Source organism: Pseudomonas sp. DL (assembly GCF_047199225.1).
Lineage (GTDB): Bacteria > Pseudomonadota > Gammaproteobacteria > Pseudomonadales > Pseudomonadaceae > Pseudomonas > Pseudomonas aeruginosa.
Window position 1 is genome coordinate 5,729,086 of sequence record NZ_CP178323.1, and the last position, 26,112, is coordinate 5,755,197.

Sequence of the window (26,112 nt, forward strand, 5' to 3'; positions counted from 1 at the left end):
TCGGCAACAGAATAATTTTTATCGCATCAGGGGTTTACAAGCAGAATACGTACTCGTATAGTTCGCGCCCACAACGTTGCTGAGACGTTGTAACACGGAAACGATGAGCGATCATCGACTCCAGTGCCCAGGTGGCGGAATTGGTAGACGCACTAGGTTCAGGTCCTAGCGGTGGCAACACCGTGGAAGTTCGAGTCTTCTCCTGGGCACCATATTTCAGACAAAGCCGGACATTAGACCGTTTTTGTTTCAGCAGTTCAGCCACTACCAGGCATTGAAACTGCGACAAGGTTTGCAACACCCAAGTCGATGAGCGATCATCGCACAATGCTGAAAAGCATGCCCAGGTGGCGGAATTGGTAGACGCACTAGGTTCAGGTCCTAGCGGTGGCAACACCGTGGAAGTTCGAGTCTTCTCCTGGGCACCATCTTCAAGACAAACAGCCGAGCATCGCTCGGCTTTTTGTTGTCCGCGATTTTTCCCTTCGAGCCACGCCACCTCCCCCCGCTCGCCGCGGCGCCGACCCCGGAAATGAAAACGGGCCGCATGCGCAGCCCGTTCCGTCATCGCCCCGCTATCCGCCTCAGGCGAATGGATGGCGCAGGATGATGGTTTCGTTGCGATCCGGACCGGTGGAGATGATATCGATCGGCGCACCCACCAGTTCTTCCACGCGCTTGATGTAGGCGCGGGCGTTGGCCGGCAACTCTTCCAGGGTCTTCGCACCCACGGTCGACTCGCTCCAGCCGGGCATTTCCTCGTAGACCGGCTGCAGGCCGATGTAGCTGTCGGCATCGGTCGGCGCTTCCAGCACATCGCCATCGGCATTCTTGTAGCCGACGCACAGGCGCACCACGTCCAGACCATCGAGCACGTCGAGCTTGGTCAGGCACAGGCCGGAGATGCTGTTGATCTCGATGGCGCGGCGCAGGATCACGGCATCGAACCAGCCGCAGCGACGAGCGCGACCGGTGGTGGCGCCGAACTCGTGGCCGCGCTTGGCCAGGTAGGCGCCGACGTCGTCGAACAGCTCGGTCGGGAACGGACCGGAGCCGACGCGAGTGGTATAGGCCTTGGTGATACCCAGTACGTAGTCCAGGTACAGCGGGCCGAAGCCGGAACCGGTGGCGGTACCGCCAGCGGTGGTGTTGGAACTGGTCACGTAGGGATAGGTGCCATGGTCGATGTCCAGCAGCGATCCCTGGGCGCCTTCGAACATGATGTCCTTGCCGTGCTTGCGCAGGTCGTGCAGGGTCGCAGCGACATCGGCCATCATCGGCTTGAGCAGCTCGGCATACTCCATCGCCTCGTCCAGGGTCTTCTGGAAGTCGATGGCCGGCTCCTTGTAGTAGTGCTGCAGGACGAAGTTATGGTAGTCCAGCAGCTCGCCCAGCTTGGCGGCGAAGCGCTCGCGGTGGAACAGGTCGCCGACGCGCAGGCCGCGACGCGCCACCTTGTCCTCGTATGCCGGGCCGATGCCACGACCGGTGGTGCCGATCTTGGCTTCGCCGCGGGCCTTCTCGCGCGCCTGGTCGAGGGCGACGTGATAGGACAGGATCAGCGGACAGGAAGGACTGATGCGCAGGCGCTCGCGCACCGGCACGCCCTTCTCTTCCAGCTTGGTGATTTCGCGCAGCAGCGCATCCGGCGCCAGCACCACGCCATTGCCGATCAGGCACTGCACGCCTTCGCGCAGGATGCCCGATGGAATCAGATGCAGGACGGTTTTCTCGCCATCGATCACCAGGGTGTGGCCAGCGTTGTGACCACCCTGGTAGCGAACTACGGCAGCCGCCTGCTCGGTGAGCAGGTCGACGATCTTGCCCTTGCCCTCATCACCCCATTGGGTGCCCAGGACTACGACATTCTTACCCATAACACTTGTCCCCATCGTGGAAGTTCGATGCCGGCCGCGGCCGGCGGAATCTCAGGACGCCAGCGGCGCCACCTGCCAATTGCCATCGCGCAGCGCCAGCTGCCGGTCGCAGCCCGCCTCGCGCGCAGAAGCCGCATCCTGCCCGGGCAGAGCCTGGACGACACGCTGCCCGTCGCGGCGCAGTCGTTGCACCGCCTGCCAGAGCCCGGCCCCTTCGGCCGGCGCCCAGATACCCGATACAGCCTGGTCCAACCGGGCCTGGCCGAGAGTGACCAGGCTTTTCAGATCGGTGGAGAAACCGGTGGCCGGGCGGGCGCGCCCGAAATCGGCACCGATATCATCATAGCGACCGCCCTGGGCGATGGACTGGCCAACGCCGGGCACGAAGGCCGCAAACACCACGCCGGTGTGATAGTGATAGCCACGCAGCTCGCCGAGGTCGAAATACAGCGGCAAGCCGGGGAAACGTCCAGCCAGCGAATCGGCGATCTCGATCAGCTCGTTCAGCGCCACCTGGACATCGGCCGGCGCCGCCGCCAGACGGGCACGGCCCTGCTCCAGCGCATCGCGGCCGCCGCATAGCTCGGCCAGCGCACGCAACATGCCGCGCAGCTCGGCAGGCAGGTCTGCAGTCAGCGCCTCGACCTCGTCCACCGCCTTGCGCTGCAAGGCATCGAACAACTGCTGCTCGACTTCGCCGGACAGCCCTGCCGCGCGCGCCAGGCCGCGGTAGATACCGACATGGCCGAGGTCCATGTGCACGTCCGGCACTTCCGCCATCTCGAGCATTTCCAGCATCAGGCTGATCACCTCGACATCGCTGGCAGGGCTCGGATCGCCGTACAGCTCGGCGCCCAGCTGGATCGGACTACGCGAAGTGGACAGCGCGCGCGGCTGCGCATGCAGCACACTGCCGGCATAGCACAGGCGGCTCGGTCCCTCGCGGCGCAGGCTGTGCGCATCCATCCGCGCCACTTGCGGCGTAATGTCGGCACGGAAACCCATGAGCCGGCCGGACGCCGGGTCGGTCACCTTGAAGGTGCGCAGGTCAAGATCCTGTCCCGCGCCGGTGAGCAGCGACTCCAGGTATTCGATATGCGGGGTCACGACGAACTCGTAACCCCAGCGGTGGAACAGATCCAGCACCTGACGGCGGGCTGCTTCGATGCGCGCCGCCTCCGGGGGCAGCACCTCTTCGATCCCATCTGGCAGCAGCCAGCGGTCTACCGTTGCCATTTCGCCTCTCCCCTTTCAGCCGGGCGGCACATCATCAGTGAATCCAGTAAAGAAGCAGGGTGCCGAGCAGCATGCTGCCCAGCCCCACGAGACGCAGGTGACGGTCGCTCAGCCGGCCGATGCCGGTGACCGCCTCGCGCCATTGTCGCGGACACAGAAACGGCAGGATGCCTTCCAGCACCAGCACGAGACAAAAAGCGATGCCGAATTCCTGCCACATGATTCTCGCGGACGCAAAAAAGCCGGGATTTCCCGGCTGGCTCATCATAACACGATTTCTCCGGCGGGCGCTGCCGCCCGCCGGAGAACCGAGTATTACTTGTTGGCCTTGTTCAGATAGCGGAAGAACTCGCTGCTCGGATCGAGCACCAGTACGTCGCGCTTCTCGGCGAAGCTTTCGCGATACGCCTTCAGGCTACGGTAGAAGGAATAGAACTCCGGATCCTGGTTGTAGGCCTTGGCATAGATCGCGGCAGCCTTGGAGTCGCCGTCACCGCGGGTCTCTTCCGACTCGCGGTAGGCTTCGGCAACGATTACCCGGCGCTGGCGATCGGCGTCGGCACGAATGCCTTCGGCCAGTTCGCGACCCTTGGCGCGGTGCTCGCGGGCCTCGCGCTCACGCTCGGTGCTCATCCGCTCGAAGACGCTGCGGTTGACTTCCTTCGGCAGGTCGATGGCCTTGACCCGCACGTCGATCACCTCGATACCCAGTTCCTTCTGCGCCATGCGGTTCAGCGAAGCGGTGATGTCGCCCATCAGCGCGTCGCGCTCGCCCGATACCACTTCATGCAGGGTACGCTTGCCGAACTGGTCGCGCAGACCCGCTTCGAGACGCCGCGACAGGCGTTCGTCGGCGATCTGCTTGAGGCCCGAGGTAGCGGTGTAGAAGCGCTCGGCATCCGCCACCCGCCACTTGGCATAGGCATCCACCATCACCGCTTTCTTTTCCAGGGTCAGGAAGCGCTGGGTCGGGGCATCCAGGGTCAGCAGGCGAGCGTCGAACTTGCGCACCTGGTTGACGTACGGGATCTTGAAGTGCAGGCCCGGCTTGACGTCGGACTCGACCACCCGGCCGAAGCGCAACATGACCGCGCGCTCGGTCTGCTGGACTACGTAGACGCTGTTCCACAGGACGATGGCGGCGACGACACCGACGATCAGAGCGATCAAAGACTTGTTGCCCATCAGCGGCTCTCCCTCGTACGCGCGTCTTGCTGCCGCAGATCGTTGACGATCCGCGACCCCAGGTCGGAAGCGCTGGCGCTGCCACCACCGGCGGAAGCACCGGCCCCCGTAGCGGGCGCGGCGTTACGACCATCGATCATCTTGTCCAGCGGCAGGTAGAGCAGGTTGTTCTGCCCCTGCTGACCGGTCACCAGCACCTTGCTGGTCTGGCTGAAGACTTCCTGCATGGTGTCCAGGTACAGACGCTCGCGCGTCACTTCCGGAGCCTTGCGATATTCCACCAGCAGCTTGGAGAAGCGATCCGCCTCGCCCTGGGCGCGCGAAATCACCTCGTCGCGGTAACCGTTGGCTTCTTCGATGATGCGCTGGGCCTGGCCACGTGCCTCCGGCACCACGCCGTTGGCATAGGCTTCGGCCTGGTTCTTCTCGCGCTGCTCGTCCTCGCGGGCCCGGATCACATCGTCGAACGCTTCCTGCACCTCACGCGGTGCCTGGGCGCTCTGGATGTTCACCTGGGTCACGGTGATACCGGTCCTGTAGGTATCCAGGAAGCGTTGCAGGCGCTCGCGCACCTCGGTCGCCATCTGCTCGCGGCCTTCGGTGAGGATCCGGTCCATGGTGGTGGAGCCGGCGACATGCCGCAGCGCGCTCTCGGTCGCCTGCTGCAGGCTGACCTCGGGCTGGTCGACGTTGAGCACGAAGTCCTGCAGGTTGCTGATCTTGTACTGCACGGTCAGCGGCACTTCGACGATGTTCTCGTCCTCGGTGAGCATCTGCCCCTGCTTGCTGTACGCACGCTCGCGGGTGACGTTCTCCTGGAAGCGCTTGTCGATCGGCGGGAAGTAGAAGTTCAGGCCGGGACCGACCGTCTCGTAATACTTGCCGAAGCGCAGGATGACCGCCTGCTCCTGCTCGTCCACCACATAGATGGCGTTGTACAGCCAGAGCACGGCGAGGATCGCCAGGCCGATGCCGAACAGGCCCAGGCCACCGCCCTTGCCGCCGGAACCGGAGCCGGAACCGTTGCCACTGCGTTTTTTTCCACCGAACAGCCCGTTCAGGCTGTCCTGAAGCTTGCGGAAAGCCTCATCCAGGTCGGGCGGCCCCTTGCGGTCACCACCGCCGCCACCACCACCGCGGCGGCCTCCCCACGGGTCTCGATCGTTGTTGTTCGAGTTGTCACCCGGCTCGTTCCAAGCCATAGCGCTCTCCATCTAGTAACGCGAAACGCGCCTGCGGCGCGGCCACCCATGCTACCGAATGCCCTGCCCGCTGCCAAAAGCAGCGATACGGGCTTTATTGCAAAGTGTGTTGCGCAACGAACTCCGCCGGCTGCCAGCCAGCGCGGCTCGCCAGGCGGTTCAACTCGGCCCGCGGCAGGCGCACCTGCAGCAGGGTACAACCCTCCTCATCGTGCGCCTCGGACTGCACCGCGCCCAGTTCGAACAACTGGGCGCGCAGGCGCCCGAGCCGCTGGGGCAGGCGCAAGGTTCCGACGAACAGGTCCTCGCCAAGCAGCTCGGCGATGGCCTGGCGCAACAGGTCGAGGCCTTCGCCGGTCTGCGCCGACAGCCAGACGCGCACCGGCTTGCCGGAGTCGTCGCGCTGGATGTGCGGCTCGACCGAGGGTAGCAGGTCAACCTTGTTATAGACCTCGAGCATCGGCAATTCGTTGGCGCCGATCTCGCCGAGCACCGCCAGCACCTGCTCGACCTGCGCATCCCGTTCGGGCTCGTAGGCGTCGATCACGTGCAGCAGGAGGTCGGCGTTGCTCGACTCTTCCAGCGTAGCGCGGAAGGCCTCCACCAGCTTGTGCGGCAGGTGGCGGATGAAGCCCACCGTGTCGGCCAGCACCACCGGCCCGAGATCGTCCAGTTGCAGGCGACGCAGGGTGGGGTCGAGGGTGGCGAACAACTGGTTGGCGGCATACACCTCGGAGGCGGTGAGCGAATTGAACAGGGTCGATTTGCCGGCGTTGGTATAGCCGACCAGGGAGACCGCCGGGATATCCGCGCGCTTGCGCCCGCGTCGAGCCTGCTCGCGCTGGCTGCGGACCTTCTCCAGGCGCTGCTTGATCTGGCGGATGCGCACGCGCAGCAGGCGTCGGTCGGTTTCCAGCTGGGTCTCGCCCGGACCGCGCAGACCGATACCGCCTTTCTGCCGTTCGAGGTGGGTCCAGCCGCGTACCAGCCGCGTGCTCATGTGCTCCAGTTGCGCCAGTTCCACCTGCAACTTGCCTTCGTGGGTACGTGCGCGCTGGGCGAAGATGTCGAGGATCAGCCCGGTCCGGTCGAGTACGCGGCACTCGAACGCACGCTCGAGGTTGCGCTCCTGGCTGGGCGTCAAGGTGTGGTTGAAAATCACCAGCTCGACGTTTTCGGCCTTGACCAGGTCGTGCAACTCCTCGACCTTGCCACTGCCGATAAGATATTTGGCGCTCGGCTGGTGGCGGGAGACGCTGACGAATGCCACCGTTTCCGCGCCGGCCGAACGCACCAGCTCCTGGAACTCCTGCGGGTCTTCACGCGCCTCGGGGTTCTGCCCTTCCAGATGCACCAGAACAGCCTGTTCCCCACCACCTGGGCGCTCAAAGAACAAAGCGGACTCCCGTCAAGCGTTGCCCGGCTCGGCCGGCTGGTCACCGCTCGGCAGACGCACCGGACGGCTCGGTACCACGGTGGAGATCGCGTGCTTGTAAACCATCTGGCTGACGGTGTTCTTCAGCAGGATGACAAACTGGTCGAAGGACTCGATCTGGCCTTGCAGCTTGATGCCGTTGACCAGATAGATGGAAACCGGGACGCGTTCTTTCCGCAGGGTATTGAGGTAAGGGTCTTGTAGCGAATGCCCTTTTGACATGTGCCGCACTCCTTTAAGGATCGTAGTTTGAAGTAGTCGAATAGGGTGACTTGGCGCCGTCCAAACTCCGGAGTCGTTCCGGAAACAGACGGACAAATTAAGGTCTCAGGCCAATATGGAGACCGTTTTCAGGTATTTCAAGGCACGCGGCAGATTGTCACCTGCTAGGCTGTCCATCCAGTGTAGATGGCTCCAGCTTCGCAGCCAGGTGAACTGGCGCTTGGCCAACTGGCGGGTAGCGATGATGCCGCGCTCGGTCATTTCAGCGTAGGACAGCTTGCCATCCAGGTAATCCCACACCTGACGGTAACCCACGGCTCTAATAGACGGTAATCCTGCATGCAAGTCACTTCTGGCATGCAGTGCTTCGACCTCGGCGATGAAACCCTGTTCCAGCATCTGGCGAAAACGCTGCGCAATCCGCGCGTGCAACACCTGGCGCTGCTCGGGAGCAATCGCCAGCTGAGCGACAGTATACGGCAATTGATTCCTGCCTGACGCGTCAAAATCCGCCTTTTCAGCGCTTTGCCGGCGACGCAGGTCGCTCATCGACACCCCGCCGAGGCGATACACCTCGAGCGCCCGCATCAGTCGCTGCGGGTCGTTGGGGTGGATGCGCGCAGCCGACTCCGGGTCGACCTCGGCGAGTTGCCGGTGCAGCGCCTCCCAACCTTCGGACAGGGCCTCGGCCTCGATCGCCGCGCGCACCTCGGGATCGGCGCCGGGCATGTCGGCCAGGCCCTCGAGCAACGCCTTGTAATAGAGCATGGTGCCCCCCACCAGCAGGGGAATCCTGCCGCGCGCGGTGGCCTCGGCCATCGCCGCCAGGGCGTCGGCGCGGAATTCCGCGGCCGAATAGCTCTCCGCCGGATCGCGGATATCGATCAGGCGGTGCGGATAGCGCGCCAGCAGCTCCCGGGAAGGCTTGGCCGTACCGATATCCATGCCGCGGTAGATCAGCGCCGAGTCGACGCTGATCAGCTCGCAGGGCAGCGCATCGGCCAGCGCCATCGCCAGGTCGGTCTTGCCGGCGGCGGTCGGCCCCATGAGAAAGATGGCGGGAGGCAGGGAAGACATCGGAACGCTCTTGGACAAAGCGCATAGCTTCGGGCTTTGCGCCCGAAGCTGCAAGGCTCAGCGTCCGCGCAGGAAGAGCTTGTCCAGCTCGTCCAGGCCCAACTGGGTCCAGGTCGGACGCCCATGGTTGCACTGGCCGCTGCGTTCGGTGATTTCCATGTCGCGCAACAGGGCGTTCATTTCCGGCAGGGTCAGGCGCCGGTTGGCGCGCACCGCGCCATGGCAGGCCATGGTGCCGAGCAACTCGTTCAGGTGCGCCTGGATACGGTCGCTGGTGCCGTATTCCAGCAGGTCGGCGATGACATCGCGCACCAACTGGGTCGCCTCAGCCTGCTTGAGCAGCGCAGGGATCTGCCGGATCGCCAGGCTTTCCGGCCCCAGGCGCTGCAGCTCGAAGCCCAGGCGCTGGAACCAGCTGGAATGCTCTTCCGCGCAATCCGCCTCGCGCTCGCTGACCGCGATCGACTCCGGCACCAGCAACGGCTGCCCACGCAAGCCTTCGCTGGCCATCGCCACCTTGAGGCGCTCGTAGGTGATCCGCTCGTGGGCCGCGTGCATGTCCACCAGCACCAGGCCGTGGGCGTTCTCGGCGAGAATGTAGATGCCCTTGAGCTGCGCCAGGGCGTAACCCAGCGGCGGGATGTCCTGGGCGCTCTCGGGCAACGCGGCTGGCGCCTCGCCCGCGGGTAACGGCGCGAAGTAGGCCTTGTAGGCGCCACCGGCCTCGGCCAGAGAGGGCGGCGCCTCCGGCCGGGTATAGGCGGAATAGCCGGAGGAGCCGCCGGAGGCCGATGAGCCGCCACTCCAGCCCACCCGTGCCGCCGGACTCTCCAGCACGCTCTCGGCCAGGCGCATCTCGCCCTGCGGGCCGAACTCGCCGGCGGCAGCGCCGGTCGGACGCGGCTCGGTCAGGCTGGTCGCCCCGGGCGGCGCGAGCTGGTCGTCGGGACGGACCTCGCCCAGCGCACGATGCAGGGTGCCATAGAGGAAGTCATGGACCATCCGGCTGTCACGGAAGCGAACTTCGTGCTTGGTCGGGTGCACGTTGACGTCCACCACCGCCGGATCGACTTCGAAGAACAGCACGAAGGTCGGATGCCGGCCGTTGTACAGCACGTCGCGATAAGCCTGGCGCACCGCGTGGGCGACCAGCTTGTCGCGCACCATGCGCCCGTTCACATAGAAGTACTGCAGGTCCGGCTGGCTGCGGGAGAAGGTCGGCAAGCCGACCCAGCCCCACAGGTGCAGGCCGTTGCGCTCGACCTCGATCGGCAGCGCCTGCTCGAGGAATGCCTGGCCGCACACCGCGCCGACCCGGCGCGCGCGGGCCAGCTCGTCTCGCGCCTCGTGCAGGGCGAAGATGGTCTTGCCGTTGTGGCGCAGGTGGAAAGCCACGTCGAAGCGGGCCAGCGCCAGGCGCTTGATGACCTCCTGCAGATGGTCGAACTCGGTCTTCTCGGCACGCAGGAACTTGCGCCGCGCCGGGGTGTTGAAGAACAGGTCGCGAACCTCGACGCTGGTCCCCACCGGGTGCGCCGCCGGCTGTACCCGCGGCTGCATGTCGCGGCCCTCGGTTTCCACCTGCCAGGCTTCGCCGGCGTCGGCGGTACGCGAGGTCATGGTCAGGCGCGCTACCGAACTGATCGAGGCCAGCGCCTCGCCACGGAAGCCGAGGCTCATCACCCGCTCCAGGTCTTCCAGCTCGCGGATCTTGCTGGTGGCGTGGCGAGCCAGGGCCAGCGGCAGGTCGTCGGCGGGGATGCCGCGACCGTCGTCGCGCACTCGCAGCAACTTGATGCCGCCCTGCTCGACCTCCACATCAATGCGCCGGGAACCGGCGTCAAGGCTGTTTTCCAGGAGTTCCTTGGCCACCGAGGCGGGACGCTCGACCACCTCACCGGCGGCGATCTGGTTCGCCAGCCGCGGACTCAGCAGCTGGATACGCGGTGCTTCACTCATCACTGGGCCGCCAGGGCGGTGCTCGGGATGGACAGTGCCTGGCCGACTTTCAGGTTGTCGCTGGACAGGCTGTTGCTGCTGCGCAGCGCGGCCATGCTCACTTCATAGCGCTGGGCGATCATCGCCAGGGTCTCTCCGGGCCGCACCACGTGCTCGCGCGGCCCCATGGAGAGCTTGCCCTGGGCGCGCAAAGAGGCGATGTAGGTGCCGGGCGGCGGGCTCTGCTGGAAATACTGGCGGATGCCGCTGGTGATCGAACGCGCCAAAGCCTGCTGATGGCTGGCGCTGGCCAGCTTGCGCGACTCGTTGACGTTCGAGATGAAGCCGGTTTCCACCAGGATCGACGGGATGTCCGGCGACTTCAACACCATGAACCCGGCCTGCTCGACACGACGCTTGTGCAGCGAAGTGATGCGGCCGACATTGGTCAGCACCTTGTGGCCGACGTCCAGGCTCGACGAGAGGGTGGCGGTCATCGACAGGTCGAGCAGCACGCCGGCGAGCATCTGGTCCTTGTCGCCGAGGCTGACGCTGCCATCGCCGCCGATCAGGTCGGAACGGTTCTCGCTGTCGGCCAGCCAGCGCGCGGTTTCCGAAGTGGCGCCGCGGTCGGACAGGGCGAACACCGAGGCACCGAAGGCGCTGCGGCTCGGCGCGGCGTCGGCATGGATCGAGACGAACAGGTCAGCGCCCTTCTTGCGGGCGATCTCGGTGCGCTTGCGCAGCGGGATGAAATAGTCGCCGGTACGGGTCAGCTCGGCCCGGTAACCGCGCACCTGGTTGATCTGGCGTTGCAGCTCGCGAGCGATCGACAGGGTGATGTTCTTCTCGTGCAACCCGCCCGGGCCAAGGGCGCCAGGGTCTTCACCGCCGTGGCCGGCGTCGATGGCGATGACGATATCGCGGGTACCGCCCTTGGTCGGCAGCGGCAGCTTGGCCACCGGCTGGGTCGGCGTCACCGGAGTGACCGGCACGCTCGGGGTCGGCGTCGCGGGTACGTCCGGGGTCAGGTCGGCGCCCTGGTCGTAGAGATCGACCACCAGGCGGTTGCCGTATTGCTGGTTGGGCGGCAGGACGAAGCTTTTCGGGGTGACCTGCGCCGACAGGTCGAGGACCATGCGCAGGTCGTTGGGCGTGCGCTGGGCGGAGCGCACCGCGGTGATCGGGGTGTTGCCGAGCTTGAGACCGTTGAGCTGGGTCGCCAGCTGGGCGCCGCTGACGTCGATGACGATACGGTTGGGTGCGGCCAGGGTGAACAGGCTGTGCTGCACCGGACCGGAGAGATCGAAGACCAGACGGGTGTTGTCCGGAGCGCGCCAGATCCGCACGCTCTTGATTTGCGCGGCGGCCAGAACCTCGCCGACCTGGCAGGCCAGCAGAATCATCACCCCAGTCAACAACGTCCGCAGACGCAAGCCCCAACCCATCGTTTTTCTCATGCTCCCATGGTCAGGGTGGCACACCAGGCTTCGCCCCGCGCACCGTGCGGTACCAGGCGCAGTGTCCGTCCACCCGCTTGGGCAGTAATGGTAATGTCCAGATCGGCGGTTGGCAAAACGCCCGCACCGCGCTCGGGCCACTCGATCAGACAGAGTGCGCTGCCGTCGAAATAGTCGCGGATGCCGAAGAACTCCAATTCCTCCGCATCGGCGAGCCGGTACAGGTCGAAATGGTAGGCGCGCAGCTCGCCGATTTCGTAAGGCTCGACCAGGGTAAAGGTCGGGCTTTTCACCGAGCCGGCATGGCCGAGGCCGCGCAGGATGCCGCGCGAGAGGGTGGTCTTGCCGGCGCCGAGGTCGCCATGCAGGTAGATCACCCCCTGCCCCCCGCTGGCCCGGGCGATGCGCCCGCCCAGTTCGAGCATCGCGTCTTCCCCTTCGGCGGACAGGATCACTTCAGACACGGACTGCACTCCTCGAGCAACTGACGAACGGTAGGTATGAGATCGGTCGCCGCCAGCCCACGCCCCTGGGCGCCGAGCCGCTCACCGGCGGCGGCATGCAGCCAGACCGCCAGGCAGGCCGCCTCGAACGCCTCCACGCGCTGGGCCAGCAAGGCACCGGTGATGCCCGACAGCACGTCACCCAGGCCGGCACCAGCCATCGCCGGATGCCCCTGGGAACAGACGGCAAGTCGTCCGTCGGGCGCGGCGACCAGGCTGCCGGCGCCCTTCAGCACCACCACCGCCTGGTAGCGACGCGCCAGTTCCAGCGCCGCCGCCGGGCGGTCCGCCTGCACCTCGGTGGTCGAGCGACCCAACAGGCGCGCGGCCTCGCCGGGATGCGGCGTCAGAATCCATGTCCGCGGCCCTGCTCCGACCGGTTCCAGGGCCAGCAGGTTCAACGCGTCGGCATCCCAGACCTGCGGCAACGGTCGCGACCGGACAGCGCTCAGCAGGCTACGCCCCCAGGCGCGCTGGCCAAGACCGGGACCGAGCACCAGCACGCTGGCGCGTTCGGCAAGGGCCAGCAGTTGGTTCGCCGACGCCACGCCATGGGCCATGACCTCGGGACAACGGCTCAGCAACGCCGGCACATATTCGACGCGGGTCGCCACCGAGACCAGCCCGGCGCCGCAGCGCAGGGCGCTTTCCGCGGCCAGTAGCACTGCCCCGCCCATGCCGGTGTCGCCGCCGACCACCAGCAGGTGGCCGAACAGCCCCTTGTGCGCGGTCCGCGGCCGCGCTGCCAGACTCGGCAGGGCATTTCGTGCCAAACGGTGGGCCCGGGGCTGGAGCCCTTGCAACACGACGGCGTCGCTGCCGAGTTCGTCGAACACCAGCTCGCCGACCCGTGCCGGCGCCTCGCCAGTGAACAGCCCGATCTTCAGGCCGATGAAAGTCACTGTCAGATCCGCCCTGATCGCTTCCCCCAATACCGCACCGGTGTCGGCGCTCAAGCCGGAAGGAATATCCACCGCCAGCACCGGCAGGTCGGCGGCGTTGGCCAGGCGGATGGCCTGCGCAAAGGGCTCGCGCACGGCACCTGCCAGGCCGGTGCCGAGCAATGCATCCACTACTACGCCCTCGAGCACGGCGCACTCGCTCCAGGGCTCCACCACGACCCCGGTCGCCAGCGCGGCGGCATGCGCCTGCGCCGCGTCGCCGGCAAGCCGCTGCGGCGCCGCGACCGCCAGCACCCGCACTCGCCAACCCGCACGTTGCGCCAGCGCCGCGATCAGGTAGCCGTCGCCGGCATTGTTGCCGTGCCCGGCGAGCACCGTCAGCGCCGCGGCCTCCGGCCAACGGCGGCGCAAGGCACGCCAGGCGGCGTGGGCGGCGCGCTGCATGAGTTCGAAGCCCGGCGTGCCGGCGGCGATCAGGCGCGCATCCAGGTCGCGCACCTGGGCGGCGGAATAGAGGGCGAGTGGCAGGTCGTCGTGCTGGAAGGTCATGGTCATCGGATCGATTCGGCGTCAGGCGCGCAGTCTGGCAGAATTATACCTATCCCATTTCGCTTTCCCTCGTCTTCGTTGCCTCCCATGACTCCCCAACCTCTGGCCGACAACCTTTCCCCGCCGGACCCCACCCGCCTCGCCCAGTCCATCAAGGACTGGGGCCGCGAGCTGGGGTTCCAGCAGGTCGGTATCAGCGACGTCGAGCTGGGCGAGCACGAAGCGCACCTGCAGCGCTGGCTGGAGGCCGGCTACCACGGCGAGATGGACTACATGGCGGCGCACGGCAGCAAGCGCTCGCGACCTGCCGAGCTGGTTCCCGGCACGCTGCGGGTGATCTCCCTGCGCATGGATTACCTGCCCGGCGACACGCGCATGGCGCAGGTCCTCGCGACGCCGGAAAAAGCCTACGTCTCGCGCTACGCCCTCGGCCGCGACTACCACAAGCTGATCCGCAAGCGTCTGCAACAACTGGCCGAGCGCATCCAGGCCGAAGTCGGCCCGTTCGGTTTCCGCGCCTTCGTTGACAGCGCGCCGGTGCTGGAAAAGGCCATCGCCGAACAGGCCGGCCTCGGCTGGATCGGCAAGAACACGCTGGTGCTCAACCGCAAGGCCGGCAGCTACTTCTTCCTCGGCGAGCTGTTCGTCGACATGCCGCTACCCGTCGACCCGGCGATGGACAGCGAGCATTGCGGACGCTGCTCGGCCTGCCTGGACATCTGCCCGACCGCGGCCTTCGTCGGCCCCTACCGGCTGGACGCGCGACGCTGCATCTCCTACCTGACCATCGAGTACAAGGGCGCGATTCCGCTGGAGCTGCGACCACTGATCGGCAACCGGGTATTCGGCTGCGACGACTGCCAGATCGTCTGCCCATGGAATCGCTTCGCCCGCCCCACCGGGCAGGGCGACTTCCAGCCGCGCCACAGCCTGGACAACGCCGAACTCGCCGAACTGTTCCTCTGGAGCGAGGAGGAGTTCCTCGGCCGCACCGAGGGTTCGCCGCTGCGCCGCGCCGGCTACGAGCGCTGGTTGCGCAACCTGGCGGTGGGGCTGGGCAACGCGCCCTCGACCATCCCGGTGCTGGAGGCGCTGAAGGCGCGCCGCGGGTTCCCTTCGGAGCTGGTCCGCGAGCACGTGGAATGGGCCCTGCGGCGCCACGGGGAAACCTAGCCCGGCCGGCGCCTGCCGCCCGGTCCGGACGGATCAGAGCTTGATGAAGTGGTCGCGGTAGTGGCGCAGCTCGGCGATCGACTCGCGGATATCGTCCAGCGCCAGGTGGGTGTTGCCCTTCTTGAAGCTCTCGCGGACCTGCGGCGCCCAGCGCGCGGCCAGCTCCTTGAGGGTGGAGACGTCGAGGTTGCGGTAGTGGAAGTAGCCTTCCAGCCTGGGCATGTGCCTATAGAGGAAGCGGCGGTCCTGGCAGATGCTGTTGCCGCAGATCGGCGAGCTGCGCTTGGGCACCCACTGCTCGAGGAAGGCCAGGGTCTGCGCCTCGGCCTCGGCCATGCTCACGGTACTTTCCCGAACCCTCTGGGTCAGGCCAGATTGGCCGTGCTGGCGGGTATTCCACTCGTCCATGCCGGCGAGGATTTCCTCTGGCTGGTGGATGGCGATCACCGGTCCTTCGGCCAGGGTGTTGAGGTCACTGTCGGTGACGATGGTGGCCATCTCGATGATGACGTCCCGGTCCGGATCGAGGCCGGTCATCTCCAGGTCGATCCAGATAAGGTTCTGCGGGTTCTGCATGGGGAGTCGCTCCAGTCGCTATGCCGTGCATTCTAGCGTGGAACGCCGCCGCGCGAATGATGGCGGCGCGCCCATGTTAAACTCGCCGCCGATTTTTCATGCGGACGCATCATGGCCAAACGCCACTTGACCCGCCGGCAGAGCTGGCGCATCGAAAAGATCCAGGAAGAACGCGCGGCCCGGGCGGCCCGTCGCGAGTCGCGTGCCGTGGAAGAGCTGGAGGGCGGCGACCTGGGACCGGAGCAGACCGGCCAGGTGATCGCTCATTTCGGGGTTCAGGTAGAGGTCGAGTCCGCCGACGGCCAGGTTTCCCGCTGTCACCTGCGCGCCAACCTGCCGGCACTGGTGACTGGCGACCAGGTGGTCTGGCGCGCCGGCAACCAGGGCATCGGCGTGATCGTCGCGCAATTGCCGCGCCGCTCCGAGCTGTGCCGCCCGGACATGCGCGGGCTGCTCAAGCCGGTGGCGGCCAACGTCGACCGCATCGTCATCGTCTTCGCCCCGCGTCCCGAACCGCACGCCAACCTGATCGACCGCTACCTGATCGCCGCCGAACATGCCGGCATCCAGCCGCTGCTGCTGCTGAACAAGGCCGATCTGGTCGACGAGAGCAATGCCGAAGGCATCGATGCGCTGCTGAATGTCTACCGCACCCTGGGTTACCCGCTGATCGAGGTGTCGGCCTTCAATGGCCTGGCGATGGACGAACTGCGCGGCGCGCTGGACGCTCACGTGAGCGTCTTCGTCGGGCAGTCCGGGGTAGGCAAGTCGTCGCTGGTGAATGCCTTGTTGCCGGGTGTCGACACCCGTGTCGGCGACCTCTCCACGGTGACCGGCAAGGGCACCCATACCACCACCACCGCGCGACTGTTCCATTTTCCCGGCGGCGGCGACCTGATCGACTCGCCCGGCATCCGTGAGTTCGGCCTGGGGCACGTGTCGCGAGACGATGTCGAGGCCGGTTTCATCGAGTTCCGCGACCTGCTCGGACATTGCCGCTTCCGCGACTGCAAGCACGACCGTGAACCAGGTTGCGCCCTGCTCCAGGCCTTGGAGGACGGGCGCATCATGCCGCAACGCATGGCCAGCTACCGGCACATTCTGGCAAGCATGCCGGAAACGGACTACTGAACCTCAGTCGCCCTTGATCTGCTCCAGCTTCAGGCTGCCGCCGTCGTCGAACAGGTTGAGCTTCTTCTGCACCTCGTCCGCCGGTAGCGAAGGTTGCGCGCCCGCCGCCGGTGCCTCGGCAGCCGGCTTCGGCTGCTCGCCCGGGGCAGCCGCGGGGGCGCTGGCTTCGGGAGCGCCGGTCTCGCCTTCGATGGCCTTCTGCGCCTTGCGGGTCAGGACCACGATGTCGATCCGCCGGTTCACCGGGTTCAGCGGGTCCTTGTCGTCGAACAGGCGTGCCGAGGCATAGCCGACAACCTGGGCGATCTGCCCTTCCGGATAGCCGCCGGCGACCAGTGCTCGGCGCGCGGCGTTGGCGCGATTGGCCGATAGCTCCCAGTTGCCGAAGTCGCCGTTGCCGGCATAGGGCTTGGCGTCGGTGTGGCCGCTGATGCTGATCTTGTTCGGCACCTGGCGGATGGTCTCGGCCATGGCCAGCAGGATGTCCTCGAAATACGGCTGCAGGCGCGCGCTGCCGAGGTCGAACATCGGCCGGTTGGCGGCGTCGACGATCTGGATGCGCAGGCCGTCGCGGGTGATCTCGAAGTGGATCTGGTCCTTGAAGTCCTTGAGCATCGGATTTTCGTCGACCTTGTTCTGCAACTCCTGCAGCAGCAGCGCCAGGCGCTCTCGCTCAACCTGCTCGGCGAGGTTCTCGGCCTGGTCGGCGTTGACCTGGTGGTCCTGCTCGGGGCTGATCCGGCTTTCGTTGGAGTCCGGCTGGGCCTGGACCTGCGGATTGAGGGTCTTGTCCGGCGCCGGCGTCGGCGTGCCGCCGAGGTCGATGACGTAGGGGCTGGCGCTTTCGCTGAAACCGATGGGGTCCTGGAAGTATCCGGAAATCGCCTTCTTCTGCTCCGGGGTGGCCGAAGACAGCAGCCAGAGCACCAGGAAGAACGCCATCATCGCCGTGGCGAAGTCGGCGAAGGCGATCTTCCACGAGCCGCCGTGGTGGCCGGCGGCATAGCGCTTGACGCGCTTGACGATGATCGGCTGGTTATTGTCCATCTATCGACAGTGCCTCCACTCAGCGGCCACGCACGGCCTGCTCGAGCTCGGCGAAGGTCGGCCGATGGGCGGGCAGCAGCACCTTGCGGCCGAACTCGACGGCCAGCGAAGGCGGCATGCCGGAAGCGGAAGCGACCAGGCAGGCCTTGATCGCCTCGAACAGGTTCAACTCTTCCTTGGCATCGTGCTCCAGGGCGCCCGCCAGCGGGCCGACGAAGCCGTAGGCGGCGAGAATCCCGAGGAAGGTACCCACCAGGGCGGCGGCGACGTGGTGGCCGATCTCCGCCTGGCTGCCTTCGCCAAGCAACGCCATGGTGATGACGATGCCGAGTACCGCGGCGACGATACCGAAGCCCGGCAGGGCGTCGGCGACCTTGGTCACCGCGTGGGACGGATGCTCCAGGTCCTCCTTGAGACTGGACAGCTCCATGTCGAACAGGCCTTCCAGCTCGTGCGGCGCCATGTTGCCGGAGGACATGATGCGCAGGTAGTCACAGACATAGGCGGTCATCCGCTCGTCCTTCAGCACGCCGGGGTACTTGCTGAAGATGGGACTGGCCGCGGGGTCCTCGATGTCCGCCTCGATCGCCATCATCCCTTCGCGCCGGCTCTTGTTGAGGATCTCGTAGAGCATGCCCAGCACCTCGAGGTAGTAGGTCTGGGTAAAGCGGTTGCTGAACATCTTCGGCGCTTTCTTCAGCACCACCATGAACGTGCTGCCCGGGTTGGACTGGAGGAACGCCCCCAGTGCCGCGCCACCGATGATCAGGACCTCGAAGGGCTGGATGATGGCGCCGATCTTGCCGCCGGAGAGCAGGAAGCCCCCGAGGACACTGGCGAAAACGACGATGATGCCGATGATTTTTGACATGAGGACCGGACGTGCGAAATGAACAGGATAAGGAGGGGGACTGCTAGGCTCCCTCTTGTTATCGGTTGCTAGCCGCAAGACTATAGTCCGAATACTCGAAAAGCCAGTTCGCCGCCTCGCCGACACCGAGCCCGACACCCATGACAGACCGCCTCGCCGCCTGGCTCGAAGAGCTCGACCGGCAACCCCTGCCGATCCCCGCCAGCCACTATGCCGGCCTGCACGCCGCGCTGAGCGACAGCCGCCGCTCGCTGCGCGAGATCGCCGACCAGTTGCAGGGCAGCCCGACGCTGGCGTTGTCCATCCTGCGCGAGGCCAATCGCGCCGAGAGCGCCCGCGACAACCCCGCGGAAAGCCTGGAGGTGGCCCTCAGCCGCCTCGGCCTGGCGCGCGCGAGCCAACTTCTGAAGACCCTGCCGAGCATCCAGGATGCGGAGATGCCCAGGGTCCTCGGGCAGATGCTGCTGATCAGCCAGCACGCCATGCAGCAGGCCAGCGGCCTGTTCGGCGCGCGCCTGGCCAGGCTCTGGCAGGAAATCCACTGGGGCAGCCTGCTGACCATGGCTCCGGTCTGGGCGCTGGCCAACGCCCGCCCGCAGCTACTGGAGCAATGGCAGCAACGCGTGCTGGTACAGGGCGAACCGACCCTGCGAGTGGAGCGCGAACTGCTGGGCATGCGCCTGCTGCCGATCTGCCTGGCGCTGGCCGAACGCTGGCGGCTACCGCAGTGGGTCATCCAGGGCTATCGCCTGCTCGCCTGCGACCGTCGCTTGCTGGTTCGAGCCCTGCGTATCGCCCGCGACCATCAGTCGCCCCTGCTCCAGCAACAGCAACTCGATGCCCAGCCCGATCTCGCCCGCTGGCTGACCCAGCCGGCCAACTGCACTCTCCTCGCCAATGGCCTGGCCATCGCCGCGCACCAGAGCTGGGACGGGCCGCACATGCTGCGCTGGCAGCGCCTGACCGGCCTGTACCTGGGCCAGCCGCTGACCGAAGTCCAGCAGCAGGTGCACATGCTCGCCGCGCAAAGCGCGCGCCTGCACGCCCGGCCGCCGCTGTGGCATCCAGCGGTGGCCTTGATCTGGCCCTGGCAGGCCAGCCGCTGGCGTGCCGAAGCGGCACCCCCGCCGCCGCCCTCGGCGGAAGCCCTGGCCGAGTGGCGGCAGCATTGCGCCGAGTTGCTCCGGGAGCCCAGCCCGTTCAGCAACGTGGTGCAGCTCACCGCCTGTGCCCGCGATGCGCTGCGCGCCTGCGGCCTGCAAAGGATGCTGCTGCTGGTGGCCGATCGCACCCAGGTACACGTACTGGCGCAGCAGAGCGCCGGACTCGAACAGGGCCAGGAGAAATTGCAACTGGAGATTGCCAGCAGCCCGCTGCTGAAGAAACTGTTCCAGCAACCCGCCCTGCTGCGCATCGGCCCGAACAACCAGGACCAGTTGCTGCCGGCCCTCGGCGAACCCTTGCGCCAACTGTTCCCCGGGCCTCACCTGCTGCTGCGCTCGCTGGGCAACGGCTCGCGGGTGGTGATGCTGGTCCTGGCCGACCTCGGCGGCCAGCCGTTCAGCGACCTGCATGCCCAGGCCTTCGCCAAGACCGCCCAGTGCACCGAGCGCGCGATCCAGCAGTTCGGCCGCCAGCGCCGCACGGAATGAGGGACACGCCCGGCACACTGGTCGGGCGCGCTTTCCGTTAAACTGCTGCCCTTCTTCAACCCGGGGGTACTCGCATGTCCGTCTTCTCCGACCTGCCATTGGTGATCGAGCCCAGCGACCTCGCGCCGCGCCTGGGCGCGCCCGAGCTGATCCTGGTCGACCTGACCAGTGCCGCCCGCTACGCCGAAGGGCATATCCCCGGCGCGCGTTTCGTCGACCCCAAACGCACCCAGTGGGGACAACCCCCGGCACCCGGCCTGCTACCGGCCAAGGCCGACCTGGAAGCCCTGTTCGGCGAGCTGGGCCACCGCCCGGAGGCGACCTACGTGGTCTACGACGACGAAGGCGGCGGCTGGGCGGGCCGCTTCATCTGGCTGCTGGACGTGATCGGCCACCACCGCTACCACTATCTCAACGGCGGCCTGCCGGCCTGGATCGCCGACGCCCAGGCTCTCGACCGCGAGGTCCCGGCGCCTGTCGGCGGCCCGCTGCCGCTGACGTTGCACGACGAGCCCAGCGCGACCCGCGAATACCTGCAAAGCCGCCTCGGCGCCGCCGACCTGGCGGTATGGGATGCGCGCAACCCCAGCGAATACGCCGGTACCAAGGTGCTCGCCGCGAAGGCCGGGCATGTGCCCGGCGCGATCAATTTCGAATGGACCGCCGGCATGGACCCGGCTCGCGCCCTGCGCATCCGCGCGGATATCGCCGAAGTCCTGGAGGACCTCGGCATCACGCCGGACAAGGAAGTGATCACCCACTGCCAGACCCACCATCGCTCCGGCTTCACCTACCTGGTGGCCAAGGCGCTGGGCTACCCGCGGGTCAAAGGCTACGCCGGCTCCTGGTCGGAATGGGGCAACCACCCCGATACCCCTGTAGAGGTTTGAGGAATGTCGTTCAAAGATCGTCTGTTCATCTGCAGCCAGTACCTGCTGCCGCACCACCTGCTGTCCCGGCTGATCGGCTTCGCCGCCGACTGCCGGGCGACCTGGTTCAAGGACCGCCTGATCGCCTGGTTCGCCCGGCGCTACCAGGTCGACATGCGCGAAGCGCAGGTCGAGGACCTGCAGGCCTATGAACATTTCAATGCCTTCTTCACCCGCGCCCTGAAGGATGGCGCCCGCCCGCTGGCCCAGGAGCCCGGCGCGGTGCTCTGCCCGGCCGATGGCGCGATCAGCCAGCTCGGCCCGATCGAGCACGGGCGGATCTTCCAGGCCAAAGGCCACAGCTACAGCCTGGCCGAACTGCTCGGCGGCGACGCCGAACTGGCCGCGCCCTTCATGGGCGGCGACTTCGCCACCGTCTACCTGTCCCCCCGGGACTACCACCGCGTGCACATGCCGCTGGCCGGCACCCTGCGCGAGATGGTCTACGTTCCCGGCCGGCTGTTCTCGGTGAACCAGACCACCGCGGAAAACGTTCCCGAGCTGTTCGCCCGCAACGAGCGGGTGGTCTGCCTGTTCGACACCGAGCGCGGTCCGATGGCCGTGGTGCTGGTAGGCGCGATGATCGTAGCCTCCATCGAAACCGTCTGGGCCGGCCTGGTTACGCCGCCGAAGCGCGAACTGAAGACCTTCCGCTACGACGAAGCCGCCCGTGCGCCGATCCGCCTGGAAAAAGGCGCCGAGCTCGGTCGCTTCAAGCTGGGCTCCACCGCCATCGTCCTGTTCGGCCCGCAGCAGGTCGCGTTCAACGACGGCCTTGGGGCAGCGAGCCCGGTGCGCATGGGCGAATGCCTGGCCCTGCCGAAACAGTCCTGACCTCGCCGGGACGGAGCGCCCCGAGCGTCTCCGTCCCATCTCTCCCCGCCGCCGGGACCTCCCGGCGGGATCGTGGCGTCCGAAGGCTGCGGGTCCATTTCGATGCTGCTAGAGTTCGGAAAGGTCCTATCGAGCCTGTGCCGACCCCTCGGTCAGGAAAGCGGACTGCCGCACAGTTCCTGTCCTGGCCACGACGATGAACCCGCCTCCCGTGTTAAGAAAGAGGAGGCGCAGCCGCGGCGATCGGAAGTCCGGCACCTCTCCGGGGCTTCATCCCCCCCGTAGAGCCTTTTCAGTAGCGGAGCCGTCTAACCCCCCATGGAAAACCAGAGCCCCCACCTCTCGTTGCGCGTCCCCACTCCGACGCAGCAGAACCTGAGCTTCTGCGACGCCACCCCGAAGGACATCAAGTACTGGCTGGCGCACCTGCCCAAGGCCAACCTCGGGGAAACCGCGCGCCAGCTCTACCAGGGCCTGATCGAACTCAACCAGTTGGTGCTGCCCGTCGAGGCCCGCCTGCAACTGCTCGAACTGTTCCGTCCAGAGGTGCATTTCGTCTGCGCCCACCTGGAACGGCACTTCCTCAACCAGGCCATCGTCCTCGACGAACGGCCGCGCAAGATCGCCAACCTCTGCCAGGCCCTGCAGAACCACCTGGCCATCGGCTACAAGCTGATCGTGGTCCAGGAAGCGCCGCGCAACAGCCGCGACCGCGCGCAGCTGTTCGCGGTCGGCATCCAGCGGGCGATCCGCAGCCTGTGCGGGCCGCTGATCCGCGCCAGCCAGTTGTACTGCCCGGTCCCCGAGGGGCTTTGGCTGGAACTCCACCAGCTCTACCAGTTGGCCAGCCAGCGCGGCGTGCATCGTCTCGCGGTGCGCGACGAACTGGCCAAGCACACCCCCGGCCTGAGCGTCGAGCAGGCCTACCTGATTCCGCTGCTGCTCGGCTGCGCGCGCTGCAACCAGATGCGCCAGAACAACATTGCACGGCTCGCCGAGGTGCTCGAACCCTGGAGCCAGCTGCTGTCGATACAGAGCGCGACGCTGCCCGGCTCGCTGTTCATCGCCGTGCCGCAGATCGACGGCCCGCCGCGCTACCGTTCGCTGTACCCGGAGACCCAACTGGCCAGTGCCCTGGGCATCGACACCCAGCCGCTGGTCGAGCTGATCCGCGAATACCTGCTGCAGCCCGAGGCCGAACGCGCGAAAGCACGCCTGCCGCTGATCGAAGGGGTGACCCTGGACCTGCTGCAACATCTCTCCTCGGCCTGGGGTGACATCGCCGAACGTACCTTCCAGCGCACCCAGGGCCAGGGCCAGTTGACCCTGTGCATCGGCATGAGCGCCCTGCACTACTTCCTCGCCGGGCGCCGCCCGTTCAACGAGGTCCTGCAGATCCAGGAAGCGCCCGAGGCGCCTCGCTTCAAGGCCGACGTCCAGGACGCCTGGGCCGGCGCCTTCGATGCACAGAAGGTCACCGACTGGCAGCCCGGCATGCCGCTGGAGGAAATCGAGTACCGCCCGCACCAGTCGCCCCGCAGTGTGCAACCCGGGCACCCGCAGGCCCACGCACAGGCTGACGCCACCGAGGACTACCCGACCTACGCCCTGCCCATCGTCAACCACAGCCCCGGCGGCTATTGCCTGAGCTGGCCGAAGGAGGTGCCCGCCCAACTGCAGGCGGGCGAACTGGTCGGCCTGCAGGACCTTCCAGGCCAGGCGTGGAGCATCGCGGTGGTGCGCTGGATCCGCCAGGTACGCAATGGCGGCACGCAGATGGGCATCGAGATGATCGCCCCGGCGGCACAGCCCTGCGGCCTGCAACTGCTGCGCAAGACCGAGCAGAGCAGCCACTACCTGCGCGCCCTGCTGCTGCCGGCGATCGCCGCGATCTCGCGGCCGGCGACGGTGATCACCCCGCGCCTGCCGTTCCAGGAGGGCAGCCGGGTGCAGATCAACCTGCACGGCGAGGAGCGGCGCGCGGTGCTGAATCGCCGGCAGGCCTCGACCGGCAGCTTCAGCCAGTTCGAATACCGCTCGGCGGAACCGGTGAACACCCCGAGCGATAAGCCGGTCACAGCGCCAGTGGCCCGGCCGCCTGCGGGGGAGGAAGATTTTGACTCGCTCTGGAAGTCTCTGTAGATTGCCCCGACACCTCCATTCGCCGTCTTTTCGCGCCTGCCCGGACGCGGACTGAGCCCTTTCCATGGCCATCGAAAAGAAAACCATCCGCCTGCTGATTCTGGAAGACTCGCAGAACGAAGCCGAACGCCTGGTCAGTCTGTTCCGCAATGCCGGCCACGCGACCCGCGTACATCGACTGACCTCTCCCGAGGACCTCGCCGAAACCCTCCAGCAAAGCTGGGACCTGCTGATCGCCGCGCCGACCAGCGAGTGTCTCGAGCCCGGCGAGGCGCTCGCCACCTTGCGCCGCCAGTCGCGCGACATCCCGTTCATCCAGCTGGTGGCCGACAACAGCTCCGACGCCATCACCGACGCCTTGATGCTCGGCGCCCAGGACGCCCTGCCGCAAGGCGAGGACGAGCGCCTGGTGCTGGTCGCCAACCGCGAGCTGGCCGGCCTCGCCGAACGCCGCGCGCGCCGCGCCGCCGAACTCGCCCTGCGCGAGGCGGAAAAACGCTGCCAGTTGCTGCTCGACAGCTCGGTCGACGCCATCACCTACGTCCACGACGGCATGCACATCTACGCCAACCGCTCCTACATGGCGCTGTTCGGCTACGAGGACGCCGAGGAACTGGAAGGCCTGCCGGTCATCGACCTGATCGCCTCCTGCGACCAGGGCGCCTTCAAGGATTTCCTCAAGGGCTACCAGAACGACCAGCGCCAGACCGAACTGGTTTGCACCGGGGTCAAGCTCGACGGCCAGGAATTCAAGGCGCGCATCAGCCTCTCCGCCGCCACGTACGACGGCGAACCCTGCATCCAGGTGGTGATCCGCGGCGAGGTCGACAACGCCGAGCTGGAAGAAAAGCTCCGCGAAGTCAGCAGCCAGGACCCGGTCACCGGTCTCTACAACCGCAGCCACTTCCTCGACCTGATGGATGCCGCCGTGCAGCAGGCGGTGACCGCCCGCAAGCCGTCGACCCTGGCCTATATCCATCTCAACGGCTACCCCTCGCTCCAGGCCGACCACGGGCTTTCCGGGATCGACCTGCTGCTCGGCCAGTTGGCCGGACTGATGCGTGAACAGTTCGGCGAGGAAGCCGACCTGGCGCGTTTCGGCGATTCGATCTTCGCCGCCCTGTTCAAGGGCAAGACTCCCGAGCAGGCGCAAGCGGCGCTGCAACGACTGCTGAAGAAAGTCGAGAACCACCTTTTCGAGCTGAACGGCCGCAGCGCCCAGGCCACCCTCAGCATCGGCGTCGCCGGTCTCGACGAGAAGACCGCCAAGGCCCAGGACGTGATGAACCGTGCGCATCGCTGCGCCGATGACGCGGCACGCAAGGGCGGGTCGCAGATCAAGCAGTACAACCCGGCGGAAGAGCTTGCCGCCGCCGCCCAGCGCGGCGACGTCATCGCGATCCTCCAGCAGGCGCTGGAGACCAACAGCTTCCGCCTGCTGTTCCAGCCAGTCATCAGCCTGCGCGGCGACAGCCACGAGAACTACGAGGTGCTCCTGCGCCTGCTCAATCCGCAGGGCCAGGAAGTGCCGCCGGCGGAGTTCCTGCATGCCGCCAAGGAAGCCGGGCTGGCGGAGAAGATCGACCGCTGGGTGATCCTCAATTCGATCAAGCTGCTCGCCGAGCATCGCGCCAAGGGGCACCAGACCAAGCTGTTCGTCCACCTGTCCAGCGCGAGCCTGCAAGACCCCGGCCTGCTGCCCTGGCTCGGGGTGGCGCTGAAGGCCGCGCGCCTGCCGCCGGAGTCGCTGGTGTTCCAGATCAGCGAAGCTGACGCCACCAGCTATCTGAAGCAGGCCAAGCAACTGACCCAGGGCCTGGCCACCCTGCATTGCCAGGCGGCGATCAGCCAGTTCGGCTGCTCGCTGAACCCGTTCAACGCGCTGAAGCACCTGACCGTGCAATTCATCAAGATCGATGGTTCCTTCGTCCAGGACCTCAACCAGGTGGAAAACCAGGAGATCCTCAAGGGCCTGATCGCCGAACTGCACGAACAGCAGAAGCTCAGCATCGTCCCCTTCGTCGAGAGCGCCAGCGTCCTCGCCACCCTGTGGCAAGCCGGCGCCACCTACATCCAGGGCTACTACCTGCAAGGGCCGAGCCAGGCGATGGACTACGACTTCTCCTCGGGAGACGAATGAAGAACGGGCGCCCTGGGCGCCCGTTGCTTTT

At 66.6% G+C, this 26,112-nt stretch carries 22 protein-coding genes and 2 tRNA genes; 9 read left to right on the forward strand and 15 right to left on the reverse strand.

Going from position 1 to position 26,112, the window contains the following annotated elements:
* Positions 1-125: 125 nt before the first annotated feature.
* A tRNA-Leu gene (locus ACI766_RS26805) sits at positions 126-212 on the forward strand.
* A 129-nt stretch (positions 213-341) separates the two neighbouring features.
* Positions 342-428, forward strand: a tRNA-Leu gene (locus ACI766_RS26810).
* A 156-nt stretch (positions 429-584) separates the two neighbouring features.
* On the opposite strand, the gene ACI766_RS26815 is transcribed toward ACI766_RS26810, so the two are convergent.
* From ACI766_RS26815 to ACI766_RS26870, 12 genes are all read right to left on the reverse strand, one after another.
* Complete coding sequence (locus tag ACI766_RS26815; protein ID WP_003095642.1) at positions 585-1,877, reverse strand: adenylosuccinate synthase; 1,293 nt, start codon at positions 1,875-1,877, stop codon at positions 585-587.
* 51 nt (positions 1,878-1,928) lie between these two features.
* Complete coding sequence (locus ACI766_RS26820; protein WP_003095644.1) at positions 1,929-3,113, reverse strand: ATP phosphoribosyltransferase regulatory subunit; 1,185 nt, start codon at positions 3,111-3,113, stop codon at positions 1,929-1,931.
* 34 nt (positions 3,114-3,147) lie between these two features.
* The gene (locus tag ACI766_RS26825; protein ID WP_003095647.1) at positions 3,148-3,333 is read right to left on the reverse strand and encodes a DUF2065 domain-containing protein; all 186 of its coding nucleotides are present in this window, start codon (positions 3,331-3,333) and stop codon (positions 3,148-3,150) included.
* 95 nt (positions 3,334-3,428) lie between these two features.
* On the reverse strand, positions 3,429-4,298 hold the full coding sequence (gene hflC / locus ACI766_RS26830; RefSeq protein WP_003106429.1) for a protease modulator HflC: 870 nt from the start codon (positions 4,296-4,298) through the stop codon (positions 3,429-3,431).
* Positions 4,298-5,500: an FtsH protease activity modulator HflK gene (hflK, locus tag ACI766_RS26835; RefSeq protein WP_003106427.1), complete on the reverse strand. Its 1,203-nt coding sequence runs from the start codon at positions 5,498-5,500 to the stop codon at positions 4,298-4,300. Before hflK ends, hflC begins: the two co-directional genes overlap by 1 nt.
* A 94-nt stretch (positions 5,501-5,594) precedes the next feature.
* Positions 5,595-6,896 (reverse strand): ribosome rescue GTPase HflX, encoded by a 1,302-nt coding sequence (gene hflX, locus ACI766_RS26840; RefSeq protein WP_003113930.1) that lies wholly within the window; start codon positions 6,894-6,896, stop codon positions 5,595-5,597.
* Between the two features lie 12 nt (positions 6,897-6,908).
* Positions 6,909-7,157 (reverse strand): RNA chaperone Hfq, encoded by a 249-nt coding sequence (hfq, locus tag ACI766_RS26845; protein ID WP_003095657.1) that lies wholly within the window; start codon positions 7,155-7,157, stop codon positions 6,909-6,911.
* Between the two features lie 105 nt (positions 7,158-7,262).
* On the reverse strand, positions 7,263-8,234 hold the full coding sequence (miaA, locus tag ACI766_RS26850; RefSeq protein ID WP_003121153.1) for a tRNA (adenosine(37)-N6)-dimethylallyltransferase MiaA: 972 nt from the start codon (positions 8,232-8,234) through the stop codon (positions 7,263-7,265).
* 57 nt (positions 8,235-8,291) lie between these two features.
* Complete coding sequence (mutL, locus tag ACI766_RS26855) at positions 8,292-10,193, reverse strand: DNA mismatch repair endonuclease MutL (protein WP_003106411.1); 1,902 nt, start codon at positions 10,191-10,193, stop codon at positions 8,292-8,294.
* A complete protein-coding gene (gene amiB, locus ACI766_RS26860; protein WP_003123571.1) occupies positions 10,193-11,620 on the reverse strand; it encodes an N-acetylmuramoyl-L-alanine amidase AmiB in 1,428 nt (475 codons plus the stop codon). Before amiB ends, mutL begins: the two co-directional genes overlap by 1 nt.
* 8 nt (positions 11,621-11,628) lie before the next feature.
* The gene (gene tsaE / locus ACI766_RS26865) at positions 11,629-12,096 is read right to left on the reverse strand and encodes a tRNA (adenosine(37)-N6)-threonylcarbamoyltransferase complex ATPase subunit type 1 TsaE (RefSeq protein ID WP_003106408.1); all 468 of its coding nucleotides are present in this window, start codon (positions 12,094-12,096) and stop codon (positions 11,629-11,631) included.
* Positions 12,084-13,592: a bifunctional ADP-dependent NAD(P)H-hydrate dehydratase/NAD(P)H-hydrate epimerase gene (locus ACI766_RS26870; protein ID WP_076939051.1), complete on the reverse strand. Its 1,509-nt coding sequence runs from the start codon at positions 13,590-13,592 to the stop codon at positions 12,084-12,086. The genes tsaE and ACI766_RS26870 overlap by 13 nt, the downstream gene beginning before the upstream one ends.
* 81 nt (positions 13,593-13,673) lie before the next feature.
* On the opposite strand from ACI766_RS26870, the gene queG reads away from it, so the two are divergent.
* Complete coding sequence (gene queG / locus ACI766_RS26875) at positions 13,674-14,759, forward strand: tRNA epoxyqueuosine(34) reductase QueG (RefSeq protein WP_003102040.1); 1,086 nt, start codon at positions 13,674-13,676, stop codon at positions 14,757-14,759.
* Positions 14,760-14,792: 33 nt separating this feature from the next.
* On the opposite strand, the gene orn is transcribed toward queG, so the two are convergent.
* On the reverse strand, positions 14,793-15,335 hold the full coding sequence (gene orn, locus ACI766_RS26880; protein ID WP_003095671.1) for an oligoribonuclease: 543 nt from the start codon (positions 15,333-15,335) through the stop codon (positions 14,793-14,795).
* Between the two features lie 111 nt (positions 15,336-15,446).
* On the opposite strand from orn, the gene rsgA reads away from it, so the two are divergent.
* Positions 15,447-16,466, forward strand: a complete 1,020-nt coding sequence (gene rsgA / locus ACI766_RS26885; RefSeq protein ID WP_003102042.1) for a small ribosomal subunit biogenesis GTPase RsgA — start codon at positions 15,447-15,449, stop codon at positions 16,464-16,466.
* A 3-nt stretch (positions 16,467-16,469) separates the two neighbouring features.
* Here the strand turns inward: rsgA and motB are convergent, their stop codons facing one another.
* Complete coding sequence (motB, locus tag ACI766_RS26890; RefSeq protein ID WP_003095673.1) at positions 16,470-17,513, reverse strand: flagellar motor protein MotB; 1,044 nt, start codon at positions 17,511-17,513, stop codon at positions 16,470-16,472.
* A gap of 19 nt (positions 17,514-17,532) precedes the next feature.
* Positions 17,533-18,384 carry a flagellar motor stator protein MotA gene (motA, locus tag ACI766_RS26895; RefSeq protein ID WP_003102044.1) on the reverse strand — a complete coding sequence of 284 codons (852 nt, stop codon included), beginning with the start codon at positions 18,382-18,384 and terminating at the stop codon, positions 17,533-17,535.
* A gap of 140 nt (positions 18,385-18,524) precedes the next feature.
* Between motA and ACI766_RS26900 the strand changes: the two genes are divergently transcribed.
* The 5 genes from ACI766_RS26900 to fimX all read left to right on the forward strand — a co-directional run bounded on the left by ACI766_RS26900 (position 18,525) and on the right by fimX (position 26,081).
* Positions 18,525-20,036: an HDOD domain-containing protein gene (locus ACI766_RS26900; RefSeq protein WP_003146297.1), complete on the forward strand. Its 1,512-nt coding sequence runs from the start codon at positions 18,525-18,527 to the stop codon at positions 20,034-20,036.
* A gap of 74 nt (positions 20,037-20,110) precedes the next feature.
* Positions 20,111-20,926: a thiosulfate sulfurtransferase gene (gene rhdA, locus ACI766_RS26905; RefSeq protein WP_003102047.1), complete on the forward strand. Its 816-nt coding sequence runs from the start codon at positions 20,111-20,113 to the stop codon at positions 20,924-20,926.
* Positions 20,927-20,929: 3 nt separating this feature from the next.
* Positions 20,930-21,799 carry an archaetidylserine decarboxylase gene (gene asd, locus ACI766_RS26910; protein WP_003095677.1) on the forward strand — a complete coding sequence of 290 codons (870 nt, stop codon included), beginning with the start codon at positions 20,930-20,932 and terminating at the stop codon, positions 21,797-21,799.
* Between the two features lie 318 nt (positions 21,800-22,117).
* Positions 22,118-23,941 (forward strand): cyclic-di-GMP receptor FimW, encoded by a 1,824-nt coding sequence (fimW, locus tag ACI766_RS26915; protein WP_003113922.1) that lies wholly within the window; start codon positions 22,118-22,120, stop codon positions 23,939-23,941.
* Between the two features lie 64 nt (positions 23,942-24,005).
* Positions 24,006-26,081, forward strand: a complete 2,076-nt coding sequence (gene fimX / locus ACI766_RS26920) for a cyclic di-GMP-binding protein FimX (RefSeq protein WP_003095680.1) — start codon at positions 24,006-24,008, stop codon at positions 26,079-26,081.
* Positions 26,082-26,112 lie beyond the last annotated feature (31 nt).

Excerpts from the sequence above, each read along its gene's own strand:
- ACI766_RS26815 (WP_003095642.1), bottom strand. The coding sequence starts at position 1,877 with ATGGGTAAGAATGTCGTAGTCCTGGGCACCCAATGGGGTGATGAGGGC.
- queG (WP_003102040.1), top strand. The coding sequence starts at position 13,674 with ATGACTCCCCAACCTCTGGCCGACAACCTTTCCCCGCCGGACCCCACC.
- amiB (WP_003123571.1), bottom strand. The coding sequence starts at position 11,620 with ATGGGTTGGGGCTTGCGTCTGCGGACGTTGTTGACTGGGGTGATGATT.
- mutL (WP_003106411.1), bottom strand. The coding sequence starts at position 10,193 with ATGAGTGAAGCACCGCGTATCCAGCTGCTGAGTCCGCGGCTGGCGAAC.
- asd (WP_003095677.1), top strand. The coding sequence starts at position 20,930 with ATGTCGTTCAAAGATCGTCTGTTCATCTGCAGCCAGTACCTGCTGCCG.
- motB (WP_003095673.1), bottom strand. The coding sequence starts at position 17,513 with ATGGACAATAACCAGCCGATCATCGTCAAGCGCGTCAAGCGCTATGCC.
- ACI766_RS26820 (WP_003095644.1), bottom strand. The coding sequence starts at position 3,113 with ATGGCAACGGTAGACCGCTGGCTGCTGCCAGATGGGATCGAAGAGGTG.
- ACI766_RS26900 (WP_003146297.1), top strand. The coding sequence starts at position 18,525 with ATGACAGACCGCCTCGCCGCCTGGCTCGAAGAGCTCGACCGGCAACCC.
- miaA (WP_003121153.1), bottom strand. The coding sequence starts at position 8,234 with ATGTCTTCCCTGCCTCCCGCCATCTTTCTCATGGGGCCGACCGCCGCC.
- rhdA (WP_003102047.1), top strand. The coding sequence starts at position 20,111 with ATGTCCGTCTTCTCCGACCTGCCATTGGTGATCGAGCCCAGCGACCTC.
- ACI766_RS26870 (WP_076939051.1), bottom strand. The coding sequence starts at position 13,592 with ATGACCATGACCTTCCAGCACGACGACCTGCCACTCGCCCTCTATTCC.
- ACI766_RS26825 (WP_003095647.1), bottom strand. The coding sequence starts at position 3,333 with ATGTGGCAGGAATTCGGCATCGCTTTTTGTCTCGTGCTGGTGCTGGAA.
- rsgA (WP_003102042.1), top strand. The coding sequence starts at position 15,447 with ATGGCCAAACGCCACTTGACCCGCCGGCAGAGCTGGCGCATCGAAAAG.
- hflK (WP_003106427.1), bottom strand. The coding sequence starts at position 5,500 with ATGGCTTGGAACGAGCCGGGTGACAACTCGAACAACAACGATCGAGAC.
- hfq (WP_003095657.1), bottom strand. The coding sequence starts at position 7,157 with ATGTCAAAAGGGCATTCGCTACAAGACCCTTACCTCAATACCCTGCGG.
- motA (WP_003102044.1), bottom strand. The coding sequence starts at position 18,384 with ATGTCAAAAATCATCGGCATCATCGTCGTTTTCGCCAGTGTCCTCGGG.
- hflC (WP_003106429.1), bottom strand. The coding sequence starts at position 4,298 with ATGGGCAACAAGTCTTTGATCGCTCTGATCGTCGGTGTCGTCGCCGCC.
- orn (WP_003095671.1), bottom strand. The coding sequence starts at position 15,335 with ATGCAGAACCCGCAGAACCTTATCTGGATCGACCTGGAGATGACCGGC.
- fimW (WP_003113922.1), top strand. The coding sequence starts at position 22,118 with ATGGAAAACCAGAGCCCCCACCTCTCGTTGCGCGTCCCCACTCCGACG.
- fimX (WP_003095680.1), top strand. The coding sequence starts at position 24,006 with ATGGCCATCGAAAAGAAAACCATCCGCCTGCTGATTCTGGAAGACTCG.